This window comes from Kordia antarctica, from assembly GCF_009901525.1.
GTDB lineage: Bacteria > Bacteroidota > Bacteroidia > Flavobacteriales > Flavobacteriaceae > Kordia > Kordia antarctica.
In genome coordinates this window covers 1,354,515-1,374,076 of sequence record NZ_CP019288.1, presented here as the reverse complement: position 1 = coordinate 1,374,076, position 19,562 = coordinate 1,354,515, and the positions used below count along the sequence as shown (strand labels likewise).

Sequence of the window (19,562 nt, the reverse complement as noted above, 5' to 3'; positions counted from 1 at the left end):
TTTAAAGTGATAATTGGTATAAGTTAGAAAATAATAAACCGACATAAAAAACACTATCAATTCCCCTATGTCAATACAGACAGGATAGTTCACAGTACAATTACTATAAAAGCATGCGTACTGAATATACTATATGGAAAAAAAGATTCTGTACATAGATATTGAAACTACGCTACAAGGCAAAATCAAAGATGTTGGTGCGTTGTTTGGCACGCAAAAATTGCACACAAGTTCCGTTGCGGAATTAAAACCTTTTATTATTGCCGCAGAATATATTTGCGGACATAATATTTTAGCGCATGACATTCCGTTGTTGGAAAAAGTGTTAGGAAACGAAATTTTTCAGCACAAAAAAATAGTAGATACATTACTTTGGTCGCCAATCTTATTTAATGAAAATCCGTATCACAAACTTGTAAAAGGCTATAAAATTGTAAATGATAGCGATTATAACAATCCACTTTCCGATTGTATCCTTACGGAAGAATTACTAAATGAAGAACAAAATAAATTCAATGAACTTCCGTATGACTTAAAACAACTGTACGGAATATTACTTTCCAATTCAGCTTCGTACAAAGGATTCTTGCAATCGGTCAACTTTCAAACCGAAACAACACTTTCAAACACTACACTAAAAGCACTTTTTAAAGATACAATATGTGTTAGTTCAGACATCACTCAAATTGCCAGAAACAATCCAAAAGAACTCGCGTATGTACTTGCATTAATTAGTGCCAAAGAAAATGCTATTTTACCGAATTGGGTTCGGAAAACATTTCCTAAAACACAAGCTATTTTAGATGAAATTCGATTTAAATATTGTGGAGATTCAAACTGTACCTATTGTAACGCTAAGTTAAATCCGCGGAAAGCGTTATATGCCTATTTTGGCTATGATAATTTTAGAAGTTTTGATGCTGAGGAAATCGTGAGTCTACAACAACAAACCGTAACTGCCGGACTTGGCGCAGCATCTTTCGTAGCCGTTTTTCCTACTGGTGGCGGAAAATCATTAACGTTTCAATTGCCTGCTTTGATGAAAGGCGCGTTGTCTCGACAATTAACCGTTGTCATTTCTCCGTTGGTTTCCTTAATGAAAGACCAGGTTGATAATTTGGAAAAAAAGTTTGGGATAACAAAAGCAATTGCGATTAACGGATTATTATCGCCTTTGGAGCGTCAAGATGCGATTGAGCGTGTAGAAAATGGAAATGCCCAAATACTATATATTTCTCCTGAATCGTTGCGTTCGCCAACCATTTTACGAATATTGCAACAGCGTTCTATTGCCCGATTTGTGATTGATGAAGCACATTGTTTTTCTTCTTGGGGACAAGATTTTAGAGTCGATTATTTATACATCGCTGAGTTCATAAAAAACTTGCAATTAGCAGAAACTTCTGGAAAAATTCCTGTTTCTTGTTTTACAGCAACGGCAAAACCGCAAGTAATTGAAGATATAAAAGCCTATTTTCAATCAAAATTAAACATTCAACTTACAGAATATGTAACAAGAGCAAATCGTGTCAATCTAAAATATGAAGTCATTGACATAAAAGATCCGAATCATAAAATGAGCAAGTTACTTTCATTGTTGGAAGATTGCGAAAAACCTGCCATTATTTATGCTTCAAGAACTAAAAGAGTGGAAGAAATTCATGAAGCAATTCAAAAGCGAGGATTTGAGGTTACATATTTCCACGGAAAGCTAAACAAAGATGTCAAAAAGCTTCACATGGACGCTTTTATGAATAATGACAAAAATATCATTGTAGCCACTTCTGCCTTCGGAATGGGCGTTGATAAAGAAGATGTAAAATCTGTGATTCATTATAATATTTCAGATTCTTTAGAGAATTACACACAAGAAGCTGGTCGTGCAGGAAGAGACGAAAAAATAGAAGCAAAGTGTTATGTGTTGTTTAATGAAGATGATTTAAACAAGCATTTTAGTCTCTTACAACAAACAAAAATCAATCAAAAAGAAATTCAACAAGTTTGGCAAGCTTTAAAATATATATCAAAATATAGAACGAATAAAAATATTAGTAAATCTGCTTTACAAATTGCGCAAAAAGCAGGTTGGGACACGGAAATTAAAGATTTAGAAGGCAAAGTAAAAACATCGATTGCTGCGTTGGAAGACCAAGGGTTTTTAAAACGAAAACAGAATTCTTCGAGTGTTTATGCGAATAGTTTATTGGTTTCAAATTTAGATAAAGCACTTGTTAGATTGAAAAAAAGTCCTTTAGTATCTGAAAATCAGTTTGAACATTGCGCTAAAGTTTTACAACGAATTATAAAAGATGATGAATGTAGAATTGATTATTTATCGGAGCGAACAGGTTTAAAGCTTCAAGAAATTAACGATGTCATTGAAATTCTTAGAAATTTAAAAATTTTAGGCGACGCACGAGATTTAACGGCTTTCATTAGTTTGGTTCAATCGTCAAATGGTTCAAAAAACATTCTGCAACGCTATTTAGTTATTGAAAAAGCATTGCAACAATTCATCAAAAAAGATATAACTATTTCTTTGCGTGAATTGAATCAGTGTTTGATGGATTCCGATGTTGAAAAAACGTCGATTAGCGATATAAAAAATATTCTTAATTATTGGGAAATTCGAAATTTTATTCAAAAAAGGCGTGTCAATAGAGATACAGAAACGTATAAAATTGAAGTCAAAGATCACGAAGCTATTACAGAAGATATTGAGTGGCGACATGAATTGGCTGTTGATGTTATTAAGATTTTAAAGAAACTCTACAAAAAGCAACTAGATAAGCAGACTAATAAGGAAAAGAGAGATTTACCTGTTGGTTTTTCCATGTTGGAATTGAAAGAGAAAAACGAAACTTCGGATCTTCTTGGAGCAACTAAGAATTATGATATGAAGCAATATGAACGCGCATTGCTGTATCTCAATCAAATAAAATCCATACAGTTAGAAGGCGGTTTTATGGTTTTTTACAACCGATTGAATATTGAAGATATCGATGATTCCATTCCACGATTTACAAAAGATAATTACAGTAAAATGGAAACGCATTATATGCATAAAACGCAGCAAATACACATTGTTGGTGAATATGCTAAACTCAGACTTCAAAATTATAAAGATGCGTTATCGTTTGTTGACAAGTATTTTAAACTGCCTTATGAACGATTTTTGGCAACGTATTTTCCGCGTAGAAAAAACGAAATTAGTAGACCTGTAAGTCCGAAGCGTTTAAAAGAAATTTTGGGCGAATTAGATGTCGATCAAACAAAAATTGTAAATGACGGAAGTTCAAAAAACATTCTTGTTCTAGCTGGTCCAGGAAGTGGAAAAACGAAAGTCTTAGTACATAAAATTGCCAGTTTATTATTGTTAGAAGACATAAAACCTGAACAATTTTTGATGCTGACATTCTCCAAAGCTGCTTCTTTAGAATTTAAAGATAGAGCCATTAAATTAGTCCCAGAATATGCTCGATTTATAAAAATAACCACATTTCACGGGTTTTGTTTTCAATTATTAGGACAATTGGGCGATTTAGAAAAGTCTCAAAACGTCATTAAAGATTGTATCAAAGCAATAAAAGAGGAAGAAATTGATATCACTTCCATAGAAAATAAAAGTGTCTTGTTATTAGATGAATTTCAAGATGTAAGTGCTGACGAATGGGAATTGATACAATTAATAATCAAAAAAGCTGGAAACATTAGAGTGATTGCTGTGGGGGATGACGACCAGAATATTTATGGTTTTAGAGGTTCATCAAACAATCACATGATGAATTTTTTAAATACATACAATGCTACACCGTATACTTTGATTAAAAATTACAGAAGTAGTTCGCACATTGTACAGTTTAATAATGAAATATTAGAAAAAATACCCATTCGGTTAAAAACAAAAACATTACAACCTGTTAAAGAAGCTATTGTTTCTAACATAAAATTGATTCGATATACTTCTAAATACTTGGAACAATCACTTGTAAATAGGTTGATAACTGACAATTATCCAGGAACAAGAGCAGTTTTAGTCAGAACAAACAAACAAGCTTTATTGGTACAAACATTCCTGAAAAGTGCTGGACAGAAAACAAAATTAATTACAGGATTGGATGGTTTCAGACTTGCAGATTTGTATGAAATACGGACGTTTACTGAGTATTTAAAAAAAGACAAAAACGAAGCTGGATTTATTTTGGATACTTTTTGGAATGAAGCGAAAAAGAGTTTTGAAGCAAACCACGCAACGAGTATTCATTTACAAACGTGTATGGCTATTTTTTATCGGTTTGAACAGAGTTATCCAAAAAGTAAATTATTGGTAGATTGGTACGATTATATACGTGAAATTAAAATGCAAGATGCTGTAAATATAGATAACAAGGCAATTGTTATTGCAACGATGCACAAAGCAAAAGGAAAAGAATTTGATCATGTATATGTATTATTGGAAGATTATAAATTTGACTCAGCAGAAGCAAAACGAGTATTATATGTTGGTTGTTCACGCGCAAAACTAAGTCTACAATTACATTGTAATGGCAACTTTTTTGATGAATTTAGAAATAACGCATTAGAAAAAATACACTTTGAAGGAACTACGCAACAACCTTCGTCTTTTGAAATGGTTTTAGGACACAAAGATATTTACTTAAAATCTCAAAAAGGATATGGCGCGCCTTATAGAATTTCAAGATTAACGTCCGGAGAGCAATTAAAAAGAGATATCGTAAAGTTTCCAACAAACGAAGCTTTAGGATTGGCAAAGTTGAATATTGGAAATATATCACTTTTTTCAAAAGGTTTTATGGAAAAGACACACGTTACTTTTGAAAAAGATGGGTATCAAATGGTAAGTGGTTCTGTTGAATATCTTGTCTTTTGGTATGATAAAGAAGAAGAAAAAGAATATAAAATTGTGTTGCCGAGATTGCTGTTTGTTAAAAACGAAGGTTGAAACTACTTTTTTTGATAAGATATTATGTTTCAAAAAATGAAAACTATTGAAAATCAATTACCAACTATTTTGTCTATTACATCTAATTGGATCAAAAATATATCCGTTTATCAGATAGTTAGAATCAAATCTAAATTCTTGATTCTAACAGCGGAGCGACGTAACATCTTTCAATAAAACAGACTCATTTCCACCACTACATTCACCGTACAGATTTTTAAACACAGAAAAAATACTTGAAATTTTAAAAGGGTAAGTTTTCTTTTCGGAAAAATTTGTATTTTTAAACATATAAATAATTCTTAGCGAATCTAGATGGTTGTTTAAGAATACAAAAGTTATGTATATAAACTAGTAGTATACTTTTTAGTCTTTTCACATTAACTTCATTGCATGAAGAACTAAAAAACGACTAGTTCCCCAATTCATTTACTTTTTAAAATCAAACTAATCAATTTTTAAAAAAAAGTAATAGATGGTTAAAATAAAAGAGAAAAAAATAGCTCAAAAAACTAACGATAATTTAGAAACAACAATCTGTGAACTCATTGTGAGGCAACTGCTAAAACATCCAGAACGAATAGCAATTATCGACGGCGAGACAAAAATTGACTATAAACTTCTCATGAAACGAGTGAATGAGGTTTCCGGAGAACTCAAAAATCGTGGTATAAAAACAGGTTCGTTAGTCGGAGTGTGTATGAATCGCTCTTGGGAACTCGTTGCTACGCTAATTGGCGTCATGCAAGCCGGATGCGCATATGTGCCATTAGATCCTGCATATCCACAAGATCGGATTCGATACATGTTGAAAAATTCTCGTGCTGTGGCTGCTATTGTTGATACTGACAAATCAGCCAAGCTATGTAATGAAGTGAATGAATTAATTTGGATCAATGAATTAGGGAATCATTCGGATAGTTCGGTACATCCATCTGCGAACGATTTAGCATATGTAATTTATACCTCAGGTTCAACGGGAAAACCAAAAGGAGTCGCTGTCGAGCACAGTAGTATTGTGTCCATGAGTCAATCTATGCGCGAACTATTCAGTGATGAAGAACTAAAAGGAGTATTTGCTGGCGCATCAGTTTGTTTTGATACTTCGGTGCTAGAAATTATGGGAACGCTATCGCTTGGTGGCACTATAATTCTAGCGAAAAATGCATTAGACTTAACAAAACTTCCTGCATCAGATCAGATCATAACATGCGTCATGGTTGCGTCATCAATGCAAGCATTACTGGCGACAGAAAAATTACCGAAAGGAATAAAATGTTTAGTTTTTGGAGGCGAAGCGCTCAAACGCTCATTGGTTGAACAAGTGTATGCACTAAAGCCAGATTTACGAGTATTAAACGCATATGGTCCTACTGAAGATACTGTTTATTCAACTATTGCCGAAGTTCCTTCTGGTACTGAGGTTGTTACAATTGGAAAGTCGGTGACAAACTCACGCGCATATATTTTAGATGATGCTATGCAACCTGTTTCTGTTGGAACTGCAGGAGAATTATACCTTGCAGGAAATAAACTTGCACGAGGATATTTGTACGATGAAGAAAAGACTAAAGAACGTTTCATTGAGATGGAACCTAGTGATTTGATTCCAGATAATCGGTTGTATAAAACAGGCGATTTATGTCGCTGGACAGAAAATGGAGAAATCGAATTTCTTGGCAGAGTCGATCAACAAGTAAAAATCAGAGGCTATCGAATTGAACTTGAAGAAATTGAGTCTACACTTGAATCAATGGAAGGTGTTGACGCAGCAGCGGCGGCAGCCGTAGATGGAGGAATTGGTCAAAAAATACTGATAGTTTATGTGGTAAGTCGTGATGAATCGGTAACACAGACGAGAATTAAATCTTATCTATCTGAACGATTGCCAAAATATATGGTTCCGCAAGTTGTGAAGCATCTAGAAGCGTTGCCGCTGTTACCCAATGACAAACTCGATCGTAAGAAACTCATGAATCTAGAAGAAGAAATACGTTTAAAACAAGAAACAGTTGTAGTAAATCCAAGTGCTGAAAATAATTTGATACAGCGTTTAGTAGGTTCAAACAACGAACAAAAGGTAACAATACTATCCATTATTCAAGGTCAAGTAGCTACTATTCTTAATCTAGGTAATCCAGCAAAAGTATTACCAAACGATTCATTTGATGAACTTGGTATTGACTCGTTATCGATATTGGAATTGAGTAGTAGACTTAGTAAATCATTAGGTCAAAAATTATCAGCGCAAGCGATTCTTGAAAATGCTACTCCAAATGCACTAATCAATTATATAATTAATAAGACGGGAAGTGGAATCGATACAAATTCAGCAGATAAACTTCCTAGTGTCGCTGCGGATTCACTTGCTAGTTTCCAAACACATATTCAGTCTAGTCATCCGACATTTCAGGCTGCGAAAGCACCTTCATGGAGCGTTACAGATAAGAGCAAGCTGGTTCAAGAAGTCTTACGTATGGTGAACGACAATCGCAGAAATCCGTATAGTAAAGTATTGCGAACTGGAAGTGGCACTAGAGGTATCGTTGGCGATGCTTACAATGATGAAGAACAAGAAGCGGTTATTTGGACGACCAATCTGTACCTTGGTTTGAATCGTGATCAAAAAGTCATTGATGAAGCTTCTATCGCCTTAGCACGTTTTGGTACCGGAATGGGAACTTCTGCGGCAGCGTCAGGTATGACCAATCAACACTTGGAATTCGAAGCAGAGTTTGCCGATTTAGTAGGAAAGCCTAGTGCTTGTTTATTTCCGACAGGATACACAGCCAATGTCGGAGCAATTGCAGGGATTCTGGGGAAAAACGATGTTGTAGTTATCGATCAGCTCTGTCACGCTTCCATTGTTGATGGTGCTCGTCTTTGCGGTGCGACAATTAGGACATTCCAACACAACAATGTATCTGATTTGGAGGCTGTCCTTGAGTCGGAAGTATCTCCATATCATAGTATTCTAGTGGTTTTAGAAGGTGTATATAGTATGGGTGAAGGTGCTGCTCCAGTTGCAGAAATTGTGCGAACGGCAAAAAAATATAACGCACTCGTTTTAGTGGACGAAGCGCATTCTTTTGGCTTTTATGGTAAAGGTGGAGCTGGTATTTGTGCTGCTCAAGGCGTTACTGAAGAAGTGGATTTCATCATGACAACACTCAGCAAAGCTTTAGGTAGTCTTGGCGGAGTTGTTGCGGCTAGCCAAGAACATGTTGACCTTATGAAATCGTCTTCCAGAGCTTACATCTTTCAAGCTACTGTTAGTCCAGCGGATATAGCAGCAGCACTTACGGCATTGCGACGCCTTCGTTCTGATGACGCATTGCGTGAGCGATTGTGGGATACAACGCGTTACATGCGCCAGCGATTCGAAGATGCAGGATATGATTTGGGAACTGGAGACGGACCCATTATCACGCCTCATTTTAGCGACAAGGATAAACTTTACGCAATAGTACAAGGTTTATATCAGCGTGGCATTCAAACATCGGCAGTGACTTATCCAATTGTGGAAAGCGGACGCGGACGCTTACGACTTATTTGTTCGGCAGCTCATACACGTGAAGACGTTGACAAAACGCTAGAAGCGCTCATCGAAGCGGAACGTGAAGTGGATGCGCAACTTGCTGCAACAAATGATGAAGTGAAGGACTCAAATATAACGCGCGCTGATGTTGAGGTTTGGGCAAATGCATTCGCTGCTTATCTAGAAGAATCGATAGCTGAAGTTTCTGTTCCAACTCCAAATCTCGCCATAGCTGTTAGTATTTCAGAGCATTCTGAGCCAATTACAATTTTGGTTAAAGATGGAAACGTCACATTGAGTACTCACAAGGTTTCTGATTTGCCTTCTTGTTCATTGCTTCTTACTGATAAAGATGCAGTTTCCGCTTTGCAATCATCGGATGTACAAGGATTGCTAAATAGCATTTGTAATGGAACCTGTGTGTTAAATGGACAAGTGGAGGCATTTATATGGCTTATTGGACGAATTGTAGATCAGCGACAGCATGTACTTTCTCCTGTTGATTTGGAGTGAAAGCTTATTTTATAATTGACATTTGATAACGCCTGTATTGAGCATTTTAATAGAATCAATGTAAACATGTAAACATGTAAACATGTAAAGGTGAAAACCTGAGAAGAGATAACACTGATGAAAGTGTAGTAACTAAAGCAGTGAGAAATGTAGAAATATTCAAAAAGAAGCTTTTATTCTTAAAGTCTATACTTGTAAATTATTGATTAAGAGATTCATATAATATTAAGTAATTTAAAAAAGATACTTTTTTTGAGAAGAGGTAGTGCTTAAAAAAGATGAAACCCATTGATTTTCAATGGGTTTCGTTGTAGCGAGAACGAGAATTGAACTCGTGACCTCCGGGTTATGAACCCAGCGACTAAAAATGTTGATATTGATTATCAATACTTTAAAGTCTTTAATTCATTATGTTTTGACTAAAACGTATTCGTTTGTGTATTCACTTTCTTGATTATACAATAGCTCGAATATACTAATTTTATTGAATTATCCAAACTTTTATATATTATAGAATTTTGTTTTATTAGAATTAAACTTTCTAAGTAGTTTAGACTCAGTTTAGGAGAACCAAGGAAATTCTTATTAAGATAAAATCCCAACAACGATATTAGGATTTTTTTATTTTCAATAAATTTTATTAATTATTGTTTGAAAGTTGTTTTGTTTTGAAAATTGCCATTACCATCTCCTTCCCAATAATAAAAGCTATCTCCGTAGTTTCCAGTCGTTAATATAACACCAATATCTAAATTCCCGTCATTATTGTAATCACCAAGAATAATTGATTCACTATTAACAACTAATCCCTTAAAAGTAGCTATTTCAATTGGATTTTTAAACCCACCATTTTTATTATTTATAGAAACATATAAGTACCCAATTAACGACCAAGTATTATTAACAGATTTTATATAAACTATATCGGTGAAATTATCATTATTGATGTCTGTGGATTCCACAGCAAGAATTTTATTGAGCGTTTTGCTATTTATATCCTTTATCATTGGTTTTGCATCCTGACCAGACACTTTTAAAGATAAGCTTAATAAAATCACTAATAAATACAAATGCCTTAATGTTTCATTAATTTTCATGCAACGATATTTTTATTTACTAATATAAGAGATTCATAAATTATCTAACATTTCATAAGTAACTTTGTATTTTTTATTTACAATAATTAACTTATATTTTTATGTTTGAAATGTTAACTCTAAAAGTTTCCAAATTATCTATTATAGCCCAATGAGAATTTTTATTATCTATTAAATTTTTTGTTCTTCTAATAGTTTCCAATAAATTTTTCCAATTGAAGTTAATTTAACACTTTTGCTATTAATAGCCGCAAAATAAATATGCTCTTCATCAATAGGTTTTATAAGACCAACTGACCAAAACTTCGTAAGATCTTTAAATACATCTACTTTCCCTGCTAAACAACTATCTGAACTCGGTTCAAAATCAGGAGCTAATTCAAATTCATAGTCGGGATTTCTGAAATAATACAAGAGCTTCCTAAGCAACTTCCAAGAAACCTTAGGCTCAACTAATCTTAAATCAATAGAATCAAATGTATTAGCTATTAGTATAGGTTTTTGCCCTAGTGGTTTAAGTGATGATTCTAAAAAACTATAAACTGAAGTAATAGAAATACGTCCTATTAAGTCTGATGCTGCTCCATTTAGAGCTTCAATAATTAATTGAGTAAAAAAATTTGGTTGCTTCTTCTTTTTTTCAATTATTTCAGTCACACCACTCAATGCAATTATCGAAACTCCTTCTTTCAAATGTACTCCTAAAAATGAATCACAGAAGAATAAATTTCCACCATAGCCGCTTAACCAACAATCAAGAATGATAATAAAATTTTTAGATTTTGATTTATTGGCAATATCTACCAACTCACTTATAGATATTCCATCATCAGGATAATTAGAATCTTGAAGTACTAAATGACCTTTTTTTTCATAAATAACTCCATGTCCCGCAAAATAGAATAGAGAAATTCCTCCTAAATTATTTGCTAATATCTCTAAATCATTTTTAATAGATAATCTGCTAATTTCAATTTGAGAAGATATTAGACATTTACAATCAAAATTTGGAGAGGAATCTGCATTTCTTGATAATACTTTTTTTAATTGGATAGCACTTTCTTCACAATTATCTAAGTTTGCGTGTTGATTATATTTATCGATACCTACTAAAAGAGCTCTTTTCATGTTTTGTTATCAATTTTAAGTTTGCGCCAATAATATCGTCCTAAAGGAGTAAGACGGCATTTAGAAGAATTTATAATTGCATAGACTATATCTTCATTCCCAATTATCTCTATCATTCCCAATTTCATTAATTTTAGAAATCTTTTTGCTATACCATCTAAAATTTGATCTCCACATTCATCTATCGTAATCATAGATGGAGTCAGGATATACTCATAATTTATATCTTTGAATAGATTTGGAATCAGCTTTAAGATAGAGAATTCGAAATCTGGATGACATTTTTTTATTATATTATATTTTTTAGTAATATTTGTCTTAAAAACTAAAGTTTGAGTGCTCCAAGCACTAGATAATGAGCCCGTTAAATGGCTGTACAAAGACATAGCTGTTATATTTCCAAGAGGATCAGCTCCTCCGCCATTTAAGGCATTACAAATTCCCTTAGTTAAAATACCTCCTCTGCTATTACATGTTGCAAATTCAAAATGTTCACAAGCCGCTATAATTGTAACTCCTTGAGGTATTTTAGCAATTTCTGGTTCTAAATCCGAAACATTTCCAAATAGTCCAGAATGACAACAATCTAAGATTACAATTATTTCTTGTATTATTTTTTTCTTGCTTGCTCTTTCAATAATTGTCATAATATCTCTCATTCTAACTCCAGCATCGTAATTTTCGCCATCTTGAGCCACTAAAAAACCTCCAAATTCATTTATAAAACCATGTCCTGAATAATATAGAAGAGCTAATTCCGCTTTATGACTAAAGAGTTCTTTAATACCTTCTAACATTTTGTTTGTGTTAATTTTCAAAAACTCTTCTTTCTGATCATTTTCAATAACTACAGAATTCTGATTCAAAGGTGCTAGCATTAGTTTTCTTTCGAAATTTGGAAATTTATCGTCATGTATCGAGAGAAGATAGTCTAACTTTATAACGTCATTTACACAACCTACTAGTTTAGATGAGTCGTAATTATCAATTCCAATTAATAGTGCTTTTTTGGTTGGAAACATTATTATACTTTCATTTTTTGAATTAATAGAAAATGTTATAATTAAATATAAAAAAATAAACTTACAAAAAATGATTGAAACGTTCTACGTGAATCAATATTTAATTTTTTTTAAATCACATCTTAATAAGTAGTTTTTTTTATTTTATGAATTTGAAAATCAAAAGAGCAAACTTTTTAGCAGTTTAATTTTTCACTTTTTCTATTTCAAAGATTAAAAGTTCCTTCTTTAAACTAAGATACATGGAAATATTAGTACTAGTTTATAGGCACATTAGCTTCAAAACTAAAATAAGACCTTCTTAGGTATTCAGAAATATTTTAAATATTATTAAAATGAAGTATGCTCATTTACAAATACACTAATACCTTTCAAATCCTCAATCAAAAAGCTCGACTTTAGAAACTTTCTGGATAGAATAATTTTGATTAGATATTGAATTTTCTTACTTTTAGATATTGATAAAAACCTTATGAAAAACATAATAAAAATTCTTACTGTAAATGTAAATAGATGGATATATATATTATTTACTTTTTCAACTTTTGCTCATTCTCAGTGTGATGGTTCAATAGACACTACTTTTGACGGAGATGGTCGTCAAGATATAAATATAAGTTCTGGTGATAATTTTTCGAATAGCTTAGCTGTTCAATCAGATGGCAAAATATTAGTAGGAGGCTATTATTTTAATAATGGACGGAATATAGGATATGTTGCAAGAATAAACTCCGATGGATCGATAGATACTACTTTTGATGGAGATGGTCGTCAAGAGATAGATATAAGTTCTGGTGATAATTTTTCGAATAGTGTTGCTGTTCAATCAGGTGGTAAAATACTAGTAGGAGGCTATTATTTTAATAATGGACGAAATATAGGATATGTTGCAAGAATAAACTCGGATGGATCGATAGATACTACTTTTGATGGAGATGGTCGTCAAGATATAGATATAAGTTCTGGTGATAATTTTTCGAATAGTGTTGCTGTTCAATCAGATGATAAAATACTAGTAGGAGGCTATTATTTTAATAATGGACGAAATATAGGATATGTTGCAAGAATAAACTCTGATGGATCGATAGATACTACTTTTGATGGAGATGGTCGTCAAGATATAAATATAAGTTCTGGTGATAACTTTTCGAATAGTGTTGCTGTTCAATCGGATGGTAAAATATTAATAGGAGGATATTATTTCAATAACGGGCAAAATATAGGATATGTTACAAGAATAAATTCAGATGGATCGATAGATACTACTTTTGACGGAGATGGTCGTCAAGATATAAATATAAGTTCTGGTAATAATTTTTCGAATAGTGTTGCTGTTCAATCAGATGGCAAAATATTAGTCGGAGGATATTTTTTTAATAATGGACGAAATATAGGATATGTTACAAGAATAAATTCAGATGGATCAATAGATACTACTTTTGACGGAGATGGTCGTCAAGATATAAATATAAGTTCTGGTGATAATTTTTCGAATAGCTTAGCTGTTCAATCAGATGGCAAAATATTAGTCGGAGGATATTTTTTTAATAATGGACGAAATATAGGATATGTTACAAGAATAAACTCGGATGGATCAATAGATACTACTTTTGATGGAGATGGTCGTCAAGATATAAATATAAGTTCTGGTGATAATTTTTCGAATAGTATTGCTGTTCAATCAGATGATAAAATACTAGTAGGAGGCTATTATTTTAATTACGGGCGAAATATAGGGTATGTTACAAGGTTAGGCTGTTCATCCATTTTAAGTTTAGAATATAGTACCAATCTGACTATCAAATTATTTCCTAATCCCTCAAAAGACTATTTCCAAATACTCGGATTGAATGAAATAGAGAAATACAAAATTTATAATATTAATGGCTCTATAATAATGACAGGATATTTGTTTAATAATGAAAAAGTTAATATCAAAAATTACTCAAATGGTATTTATTTTTTAAAAATTGGCAATAAAAAAATCTTAAAGTTAATAAAAGAGTAAACTGTGGTAACACTTGAGAAGTAGTTTTTATAAGAAGTATTCAATGAGTATTCAAAAGACACTCAACGAACTTTAACGAGTTTTTAGGACACAGTCAAAAGCAATGTCTATGAATAGTTAAAGAAAGCCTTTATAATTGATTTATTTTTAAATTTTGAATATCCAAAAAGGCTCTGCAATACTTTTCGTTTCGTGAATTAGAGATTTCTTTGGTAAAATACTTATTTACTACTGAATTGTTATCTAATATTCTTTTAATTGCATAAGGAGAATTATTATAGGCTATGTAAAACCACTCTATTTCTATATCAGTTTTATTTATTGAATTTGGATTTATCAAAAAGTTGTAATAATTAGAATGGTTTAAAAATGGACTTAAAAACTGTTGTTTGTCCTTATAATAATATAAGCTAATATGATTTATGAAATCGTCCAATAGTTCAATTCTTTTTATCTTTTTTTCGTATGTTTTTCCAAAAAAGTTTTCTTTATTTTTTGGAATTGTAACTTCTAATTTTTGTCTAAAATTATTTAAGTACAAATCATTTAAAGGAAAAATGTTTTCATAGATGAAATAGTAATAGAGTCTTTGATCGAAAGTCTGGATATTTTTTAAAGTTTGATGAACTTTTTTTAAAACTTCTTGTTTTTGTTTTTCGCTTCCTATTTTATATAAGTTCAAAAATACAAAAGCTTTAAAAAAAGAAGTCAATTCATATATGTTATCAACTAAAAAGGCATTAAAATGCTTGTCAGGTAGTTTTATTTTAAATTTTTTGCAAAGCGTAAAAAGTGATGTTAAATCAATATCGAACTCAATTTCAGAATTTAAGATTATTGTAATACTTTTTTGTGCTGTTTTTTCATTAAACCTTTCAAGTTTTCTCTGAGTTAAATACTTTAGACTTGAAGTTAATTTTTTAGTTATATCATTCTCAGATTCAATTAAAATAATTAAATCATTAATTATTTTTTCATCTTGTTTTTTGGATAAAGATAAGTAAGATTGTAAATAAACAACTTTCATGATCTCTTTTATATGTTGTTCGATGAAATCAGTACTAGATACCTCTAAGTTCTCTTTTAAGTTATTTATTTTTGATTCAAAGAAAGAAAATAAGTATTTATTTATTTTTTTGTCATAATTAAGTTTTTCAACTCCTAAATTGGTTAACATTTTTTCATAATCATTCAATTTAATATATGGCATTGTCATACAAATTATATATTGCGGTAATTTATATTTAACTATGTTATCTTTCATAGCATGAAGACATAAGTCAAAAGTATACATTGCAAACTTTGCAGTATTTGAATAGTACTCGAAGAAAATAGAGTTTTTTGAAATAAAATTATAAAATTCAGCCCATCTAAGAATATTCTTATTTTCTACATCTGAATTAAAAGAACTTCCTAATCCTTGGTGTGTAACTCTTCTCTTTTTAACATTCTCAAAATCTTCAATTAAATCATAAAATTTATAATCAAAATATTTAGTGTAGATTATGTATCCAGTAATAGATAGTAATCCTTGTTTCAATAATGTTTTTTCACTTTTAGGTTTAAGCTTATCTCTTTCTTCTGAAAATCTAGCGTCGCCAGAAAACCAAGTTTTTCTGAGGATATCTCTATTGTATTCGGCAATGGAATGAATTATTGGATATTCAGTTTTCTTAACGGTTGTTAAAATCTTCTGAATTATTTCTAAGCACTCATATAATTTATTAGATTTATAATAATAGAATGCTTTTTTCAGCATTTGCTTGGGTGAATTATCTTCATCAGAAATAATTTTGTTTATTAGTGCCTTTACATCAAACCTATTAAAAGTACATTCATAGCATGTGCAATTTTTATTAGTACTTTTTTCAAAGTTTATATTAATTTTTTTCCTTTCATATTGAACTTTAAAAACTAAGTTTTGATTCAAAATATTAAGTATTTTCTCGTATTCATTTATTTCTTTTTTAGAATTAAAATACGAATGATTGATTTTAGTTTTTTTTGTATCAGATATGATTAGTGATTGTTCAAAAAAATCATATAATTCTGAATTATTTGTAACTAACATATCATTTCTAAAATAAGTTTCATTACCTGAATTATTATTAAATGGATAAATATTACATAAGTATGATAATGGAATAAAATCCAATTCTTTAAAATAATAATCAATTGATGATTTTAATTTTTCATAAATATTTTTACTGCTAACACTTAATTTTATAACTTTCCAATCGTAGAGTTCATTAGATGTTTGGGAACTAGTTTTTATAAATAGATTCTCTTTTGCAAAAAGCTTCTTAAAATCAATATAGAAGTTTATATTAATTGATTTTTCATCAAACTTATCTCTAATATCAGGGTGTAGTTCATAACAATTCTTATTAATTCTGAAATCACTATCTCTTGAAACGAAAAAAAATGTACTTCCTTTTTCTAGCGTAAGTAAGGTATTGAGGATTGCAGTATCTTCAAAATTTGTTGCATTATGATTTGGAGCAGTTTTACTATTGATCCACTCAACTATACCTTCACTATTTGCTTTTAGCTGTTCTGACTTGTCAAGTATTTGTTCCACACCTGATATAATAGAATCAACTTCAGTAGAAGAAAACTGCTCATCATTAATTGTTTTATCTCTGATGTTCTTTACTTTTTTTTTGAATTCGAGGGAAACGTTTTCAGGAATTATAAAAATAATTTCTTGCTTATTTATCTTATCCCACAAAATTTCCAAAAATTCACTTTCAAAATTTTCAATAAGATTTAGCCACGCATTAGTATCAAAAACAATTTTTTTCAATGGAAGTTATTTTAGTAAGTAAAGATATCAATATAATAGATTATTTCTAATATATTCTGTCTTATGGCTTTTACTGTTTCCTTGGTAAGGCAAAACCATAATTCAATAAAATGAATGAAAATTCTTTATATTTAATTATTGTTATATGTATAATAATACTATTTTAGCAACAACTTTACAGTAATAGTGCTATGTAAATTTCTGACTAAAACTGTTTTCATATACATTTGATTTAATGTTAATTATTAAATCAAACAATCATGAAAAAGTTAGTAATCATTAGTTTAGTAGTATTGGGAGTGTCATTTTTTAACAGTTGTACACCTGATAGTGTAACAGATCAAGAATATGAAGAATTCCAAGCAACAGACAAGAAAGATAGTGTCAACTCTAGTGGTGGGACACAACCCGATGATGAAGATAATAGCGAAGGTTAGAAAAAATCTGCTGTATATTATTTTAGCGGTGGTTTGTGCTACCGCTTTTTTTATTCATGAATTTATCGAAGATCAGTCAATAGAATATAAAACTGCTTATCAAAATTATAAAACAGAAAAAGCAAAGAGAACTAAAGCTTTAAATATTCTTAAAGAAGAATCAATAGGAACGGAATCATATATAAAATATGATGAAAAAAGAGTTGAAACTGATTTAGCTTGGCAAAAACTTAAAGAAGTAAAAGCGAATGAAGAGTTTTTAGGTTTTTTAGACTTTCAACAATTTGTTGGAGAAATCGGTTGGGCAGTAGGGTTATTTATATATTCACTCTTTAATTTGATTATGGTTTTTCATGAAGTAAATAATTCTAAAAAAGGAAAAGTCTTGCTTCATACTACTTTACTATCTATATCACTATATTTTATATCATGGGCATTATTCTCGCATGACGACTTTCCAAAATATGTTTATATGATATTTTCAATCCTCACATCTATTATTCTAGCGTATGCTGTTATTATAATAACTAGCCAAAGGTATAAACACATAAAATCACTCATGCTTAATATCAGAAGTTTGATAGGTTTTATGTTTAACAATACTAAATCAGAAAGTGAAGAAAAAATGTGGGATGTACTAAAAGAAATCAAACATGAAAGAAAAGGATAAAAAAGAGATTCTCAAACGCTTGCATAATGATGGTTTTGTTGAGGATAAAGATTACTTTACTAAGATTGAAGAAATCGAGAAAAAAGTAGAAGAACTCCGAAAAGAAGTGGAGCGAAAAAGAAAGGAAAACGATCATTATTTGAGCCGTTTACCCGATGGATTTATATTTGCAATCTAAGGATTTTCGTCCTTTGTCGTCTGTTCTTTAATAATACCAAACTCTATTAATCGTTTTCTAATTTTCTGTTCTGCTAAGTCGTTAATGAATAATTTTAGATATTCAGAATTTTCATAATACGCTTCTTTATTTTTCACAAAATGATCTACCAATTCAATCAGTTCAAAACGCACACCAAACTTTTCTAAATAAATATCTTTCGATTCATCTACTTCTAGTAACATTTCTCCTGTACCTTCTGTAAGCCACTCACGTGCAACGTTAAATTCAGTACATAAAATATCAGTTAAAATTCTGAGCGACTTTTCTCTTGGATTATCGATCACTCCATTTTTAATTTTATCCGCCGAAACTTGCGACAATAAACCATTACTAACTTGTTGGATTTTATAACCACTAACATCCAATTCTTTCATAGCTTTTTGTATTCGATTAATATTCATATTATACATTTTATATAATTATTATTGTTTTTATATAATTTTACTTATATTTGTTTCGGTCTTAAACAAATGTAATAAAACGTTTTGTTTAGTCTTTGATACTATGAACGGTTTTTTCATAATGCTAAGTTTTATTGGTTGATTGCGTATAGAAATTTCCCTATTTCTTTAAAATTGTGTTGTACAATCCTAATTAATTAAAAACAAGTAACACGTTGACAATGGATTCATTTTTTAGGTTAACTTTTTTCATAAGCACTTTTCCGAATATGAGTGCAAACATTCAAGATGTGTTATTTAAGCAGTATTTCATTAATACTGTTGTTTAGGGCAAGGCGATTGAAGGCAAAAGCAATAGCATCATCGCCTTGCTAATTAACCTAAATAATAACATGTATGATACACAAAGAACAGCGTAAGGAACTAAAAAAAATCTTAGGATATCACTACACAGCAGGTGTACTAAAAATTTTAAAAGAGAAAAAAATAACTAATAGAAATGGAACAGCCTATGGCTCATCAATGATTCGGAATGTATTTACTGGTCTTAACCAAAATGAAGCAATTGAAGATGCAATTATGGAATTGTGTATTCAAACCCAAGAAAAAACTAAAAAAACGGTTGAAACAAGAAATCAAATTTTAGGCATATCATAGTTCTATGGGTTTATGTGTTACCAATAATTTATTAAGGCAAAAAAGAATGCTTAATTATATAAATTTAGGGGAATAATCCCCTAAATACGTGTGCAATTTTTT

At 31.0% G+C, this 19,562-nt stretch carries 12 protein-coding genes; 7 read left to right on the top strand and 5 right to left on the bottom strand.

What is annotated here, in order from left to right:
• Positions 1-133: 133 nt before the first annotated feature.
• Both IMCC3317_RS05550 and IMCC3317_RS05545 read left to right on the top strand, forming a co-directional pair.
• Positions 134-4,963, top strand: a complete 4,830-nt coding sequence (locus tag IMCC3317_RS05550; RefSeq protein WP_160128519.1) for a RecQ family ATP-dependent DNA helicase — start codon at positions 134-136, stop codon at positions 4,961-4,963.
• A 475-nt stretch (positions 4,964-5,438) separates the two neighbouring features.
• Complete coding sequence (locus IMCC3317_RS05545; protein WP_160128518.1) at positions 5,439-9,014, top strand: amino acid adenylation domain-containing protein; 3,576 nt, start codon at positions 5,439-5,441, stop codon at positions 9,012-9,014.
• 644 nt (positions 9,015-9,658) lie between these two features.
• Here IMCC3317_RS05545 and IMCC3317_RS05540 read toward each other — a convergent pair.
• From IMCC3317_RS05540 to IMCC3317_RS05530, 3 genes are all read right to left on the bottom strand, one after another.
• Positions 9,659-10,111 (bottom strand): FG-GAP repeat domain-containing protein, encoded by a 453-nt coding sequence (locus IMCC3317_RS05540; RefSeq protein WP_160128517.1) that lies wholly within the window; start codon positions 10,109-10,111, stop codon positions 9,659-9,661.
• Between the two features lie 171 nt (positions 10,112-10,282).
• Positions 10,283-11,239, bottom strand: a complete 957-nt coding sequence (locus IMCC3317_RS05535) for a caspase family protein (protein ID WP_160128516.1) — start codon at positions 11,237-11,239, stop codon at positions 10,283-10,285.
• Positions 11,236-12,261 (bottom strand): caspase family protein, encoded by a 1,026-nt coding sequence (locus IMCC3317_RS05530; protein WP_160128515.1) that lies wholly within the window; start codon positions 12,259-12,261, stop codon positions 11,236-11,238. The genes IMCC3317_RS05535 and IMCC3317_RS05530 overlap by 4 nt, the downstream gene beginning before the upstream one ends.
• 472 nt (positions 12,262-12,733) lie before the next feature.
• Here IMCC3317_RS05530 and IMCC3317_RS05525 point away from each other — a divergent pair, with 472 nt between their 5' ends.
• Positions 12,734-14,269: a T9SS type A sorting domain-containing protein gene (locus IMCC3317_RS05525; RefSeq protein ID WP_160128514.1), complete on the top strand. Its 1,536-nt coding sequence runs from the start codon at positions 12,734-12,736 to the stop codon at positions 14,267-14,269.
• A gap of 130 nt (positions 14,270-14,399) precedes the next feature.
• Here IMCC3317_RS05525 and IMCC3317_RS05520 read toward each other — a convergent pair whose 3' ends face one another.
• Complete coding sequence (locus IMCC3317_RS05520) at positions 14,400-17,075, bottom strand: hypothetical protein (RefSeq protein ID WP_160128513.1); 2,676 nt, start codon at positions 17,073-17,075, stop codon at positions 14,400-14,402.
• A 260-nt stretch (positions 17,076-17,335) separates the two neighbouring features.
• Here IMCC3317_RS05520 and IMCC3317_RS05515 point away from each other — a divergent pair, with 260 nt between their 5' ends.
• From IMCC3317_RS05515 to IMCC3317_RS05505, 3 genes are read left to right on the top strand one after another with little or no spacing between them, the layout of a single operon-like run.
• The gene (locus IMCC3317_RS05515; protein WP_160128512.1) at positions 17,336-17,512 is read left to right on the top strand and encodes a hypothetical protein; all 177 of its coding nucleotides are present in this window, start codon (positions 17,336-17,338) and stop codon (positions 17,510-17,512) included.
• A complete protein-coding gene (locus tag IMCC3317_RS05510) occupies positions 17,487-18,182 on the top strand; it encodes a hypothetical protein (protein ID WP_160128511.1) in 696 nt (231 codons plus the stop codon). The genes IMCC3317_RS05515 and IMCC3317_RS05510 overlap by 26 nt, the downstream gene beginning before the upstream one ends.
• Complete coding sequence (locus IMCC3317_RS05505; protein ID WP_160128510.1) at positions 18,166-18,360, top strand: hypothetical protein; 195 nt, start codon at positions 18,166-18,168, stop codon at positions 18,358-18,360. The genes IMCC3317_RS05510 and IMCC3317_RS05505 overlap by 17 nt, the downstream gene beginning before the upstream one ends.
• On the opposite strand, the gene IMCC3317_RS05500 is transcribed toward IMCC3317_RS05505, so the two are convergent.
• Positions 18,357-18,803 (bottom strand): hypothetical protein, encoded by a 447-nt coding sequence (locus tag IMCC3317_RS05500; protein WP_160128509.1) that lies wholly within the window; start codon positions 18,801-18,803, stop codon positions 18,357-18,359. The genes IMCC3317_RS05505 and IMCC3317_RS05500 overlap by 4 nt on opposite strands.
• 396 nt (positions 18,804-19,199) lie before the next feature.
• Between IMCC3317_RS05500 and IMCC3317_RS05495 the strand changes: the two genes are divergently transcribed.
• Positions 19,200-19,460 carry a hypothetical protein gene (locus IMCC3317_RS05495; RefSeq protein ID WP_160128508.1) on the top strand — a complete coding sequence of 87 codons (261 nt, stop codon included), beginning with the start codon at positions 19,200-19,202 and terminating at the stop codon, positions 19,458-19,460.
• Positions 19,461-19,562 lie beyond the last annotated feature (102 nt).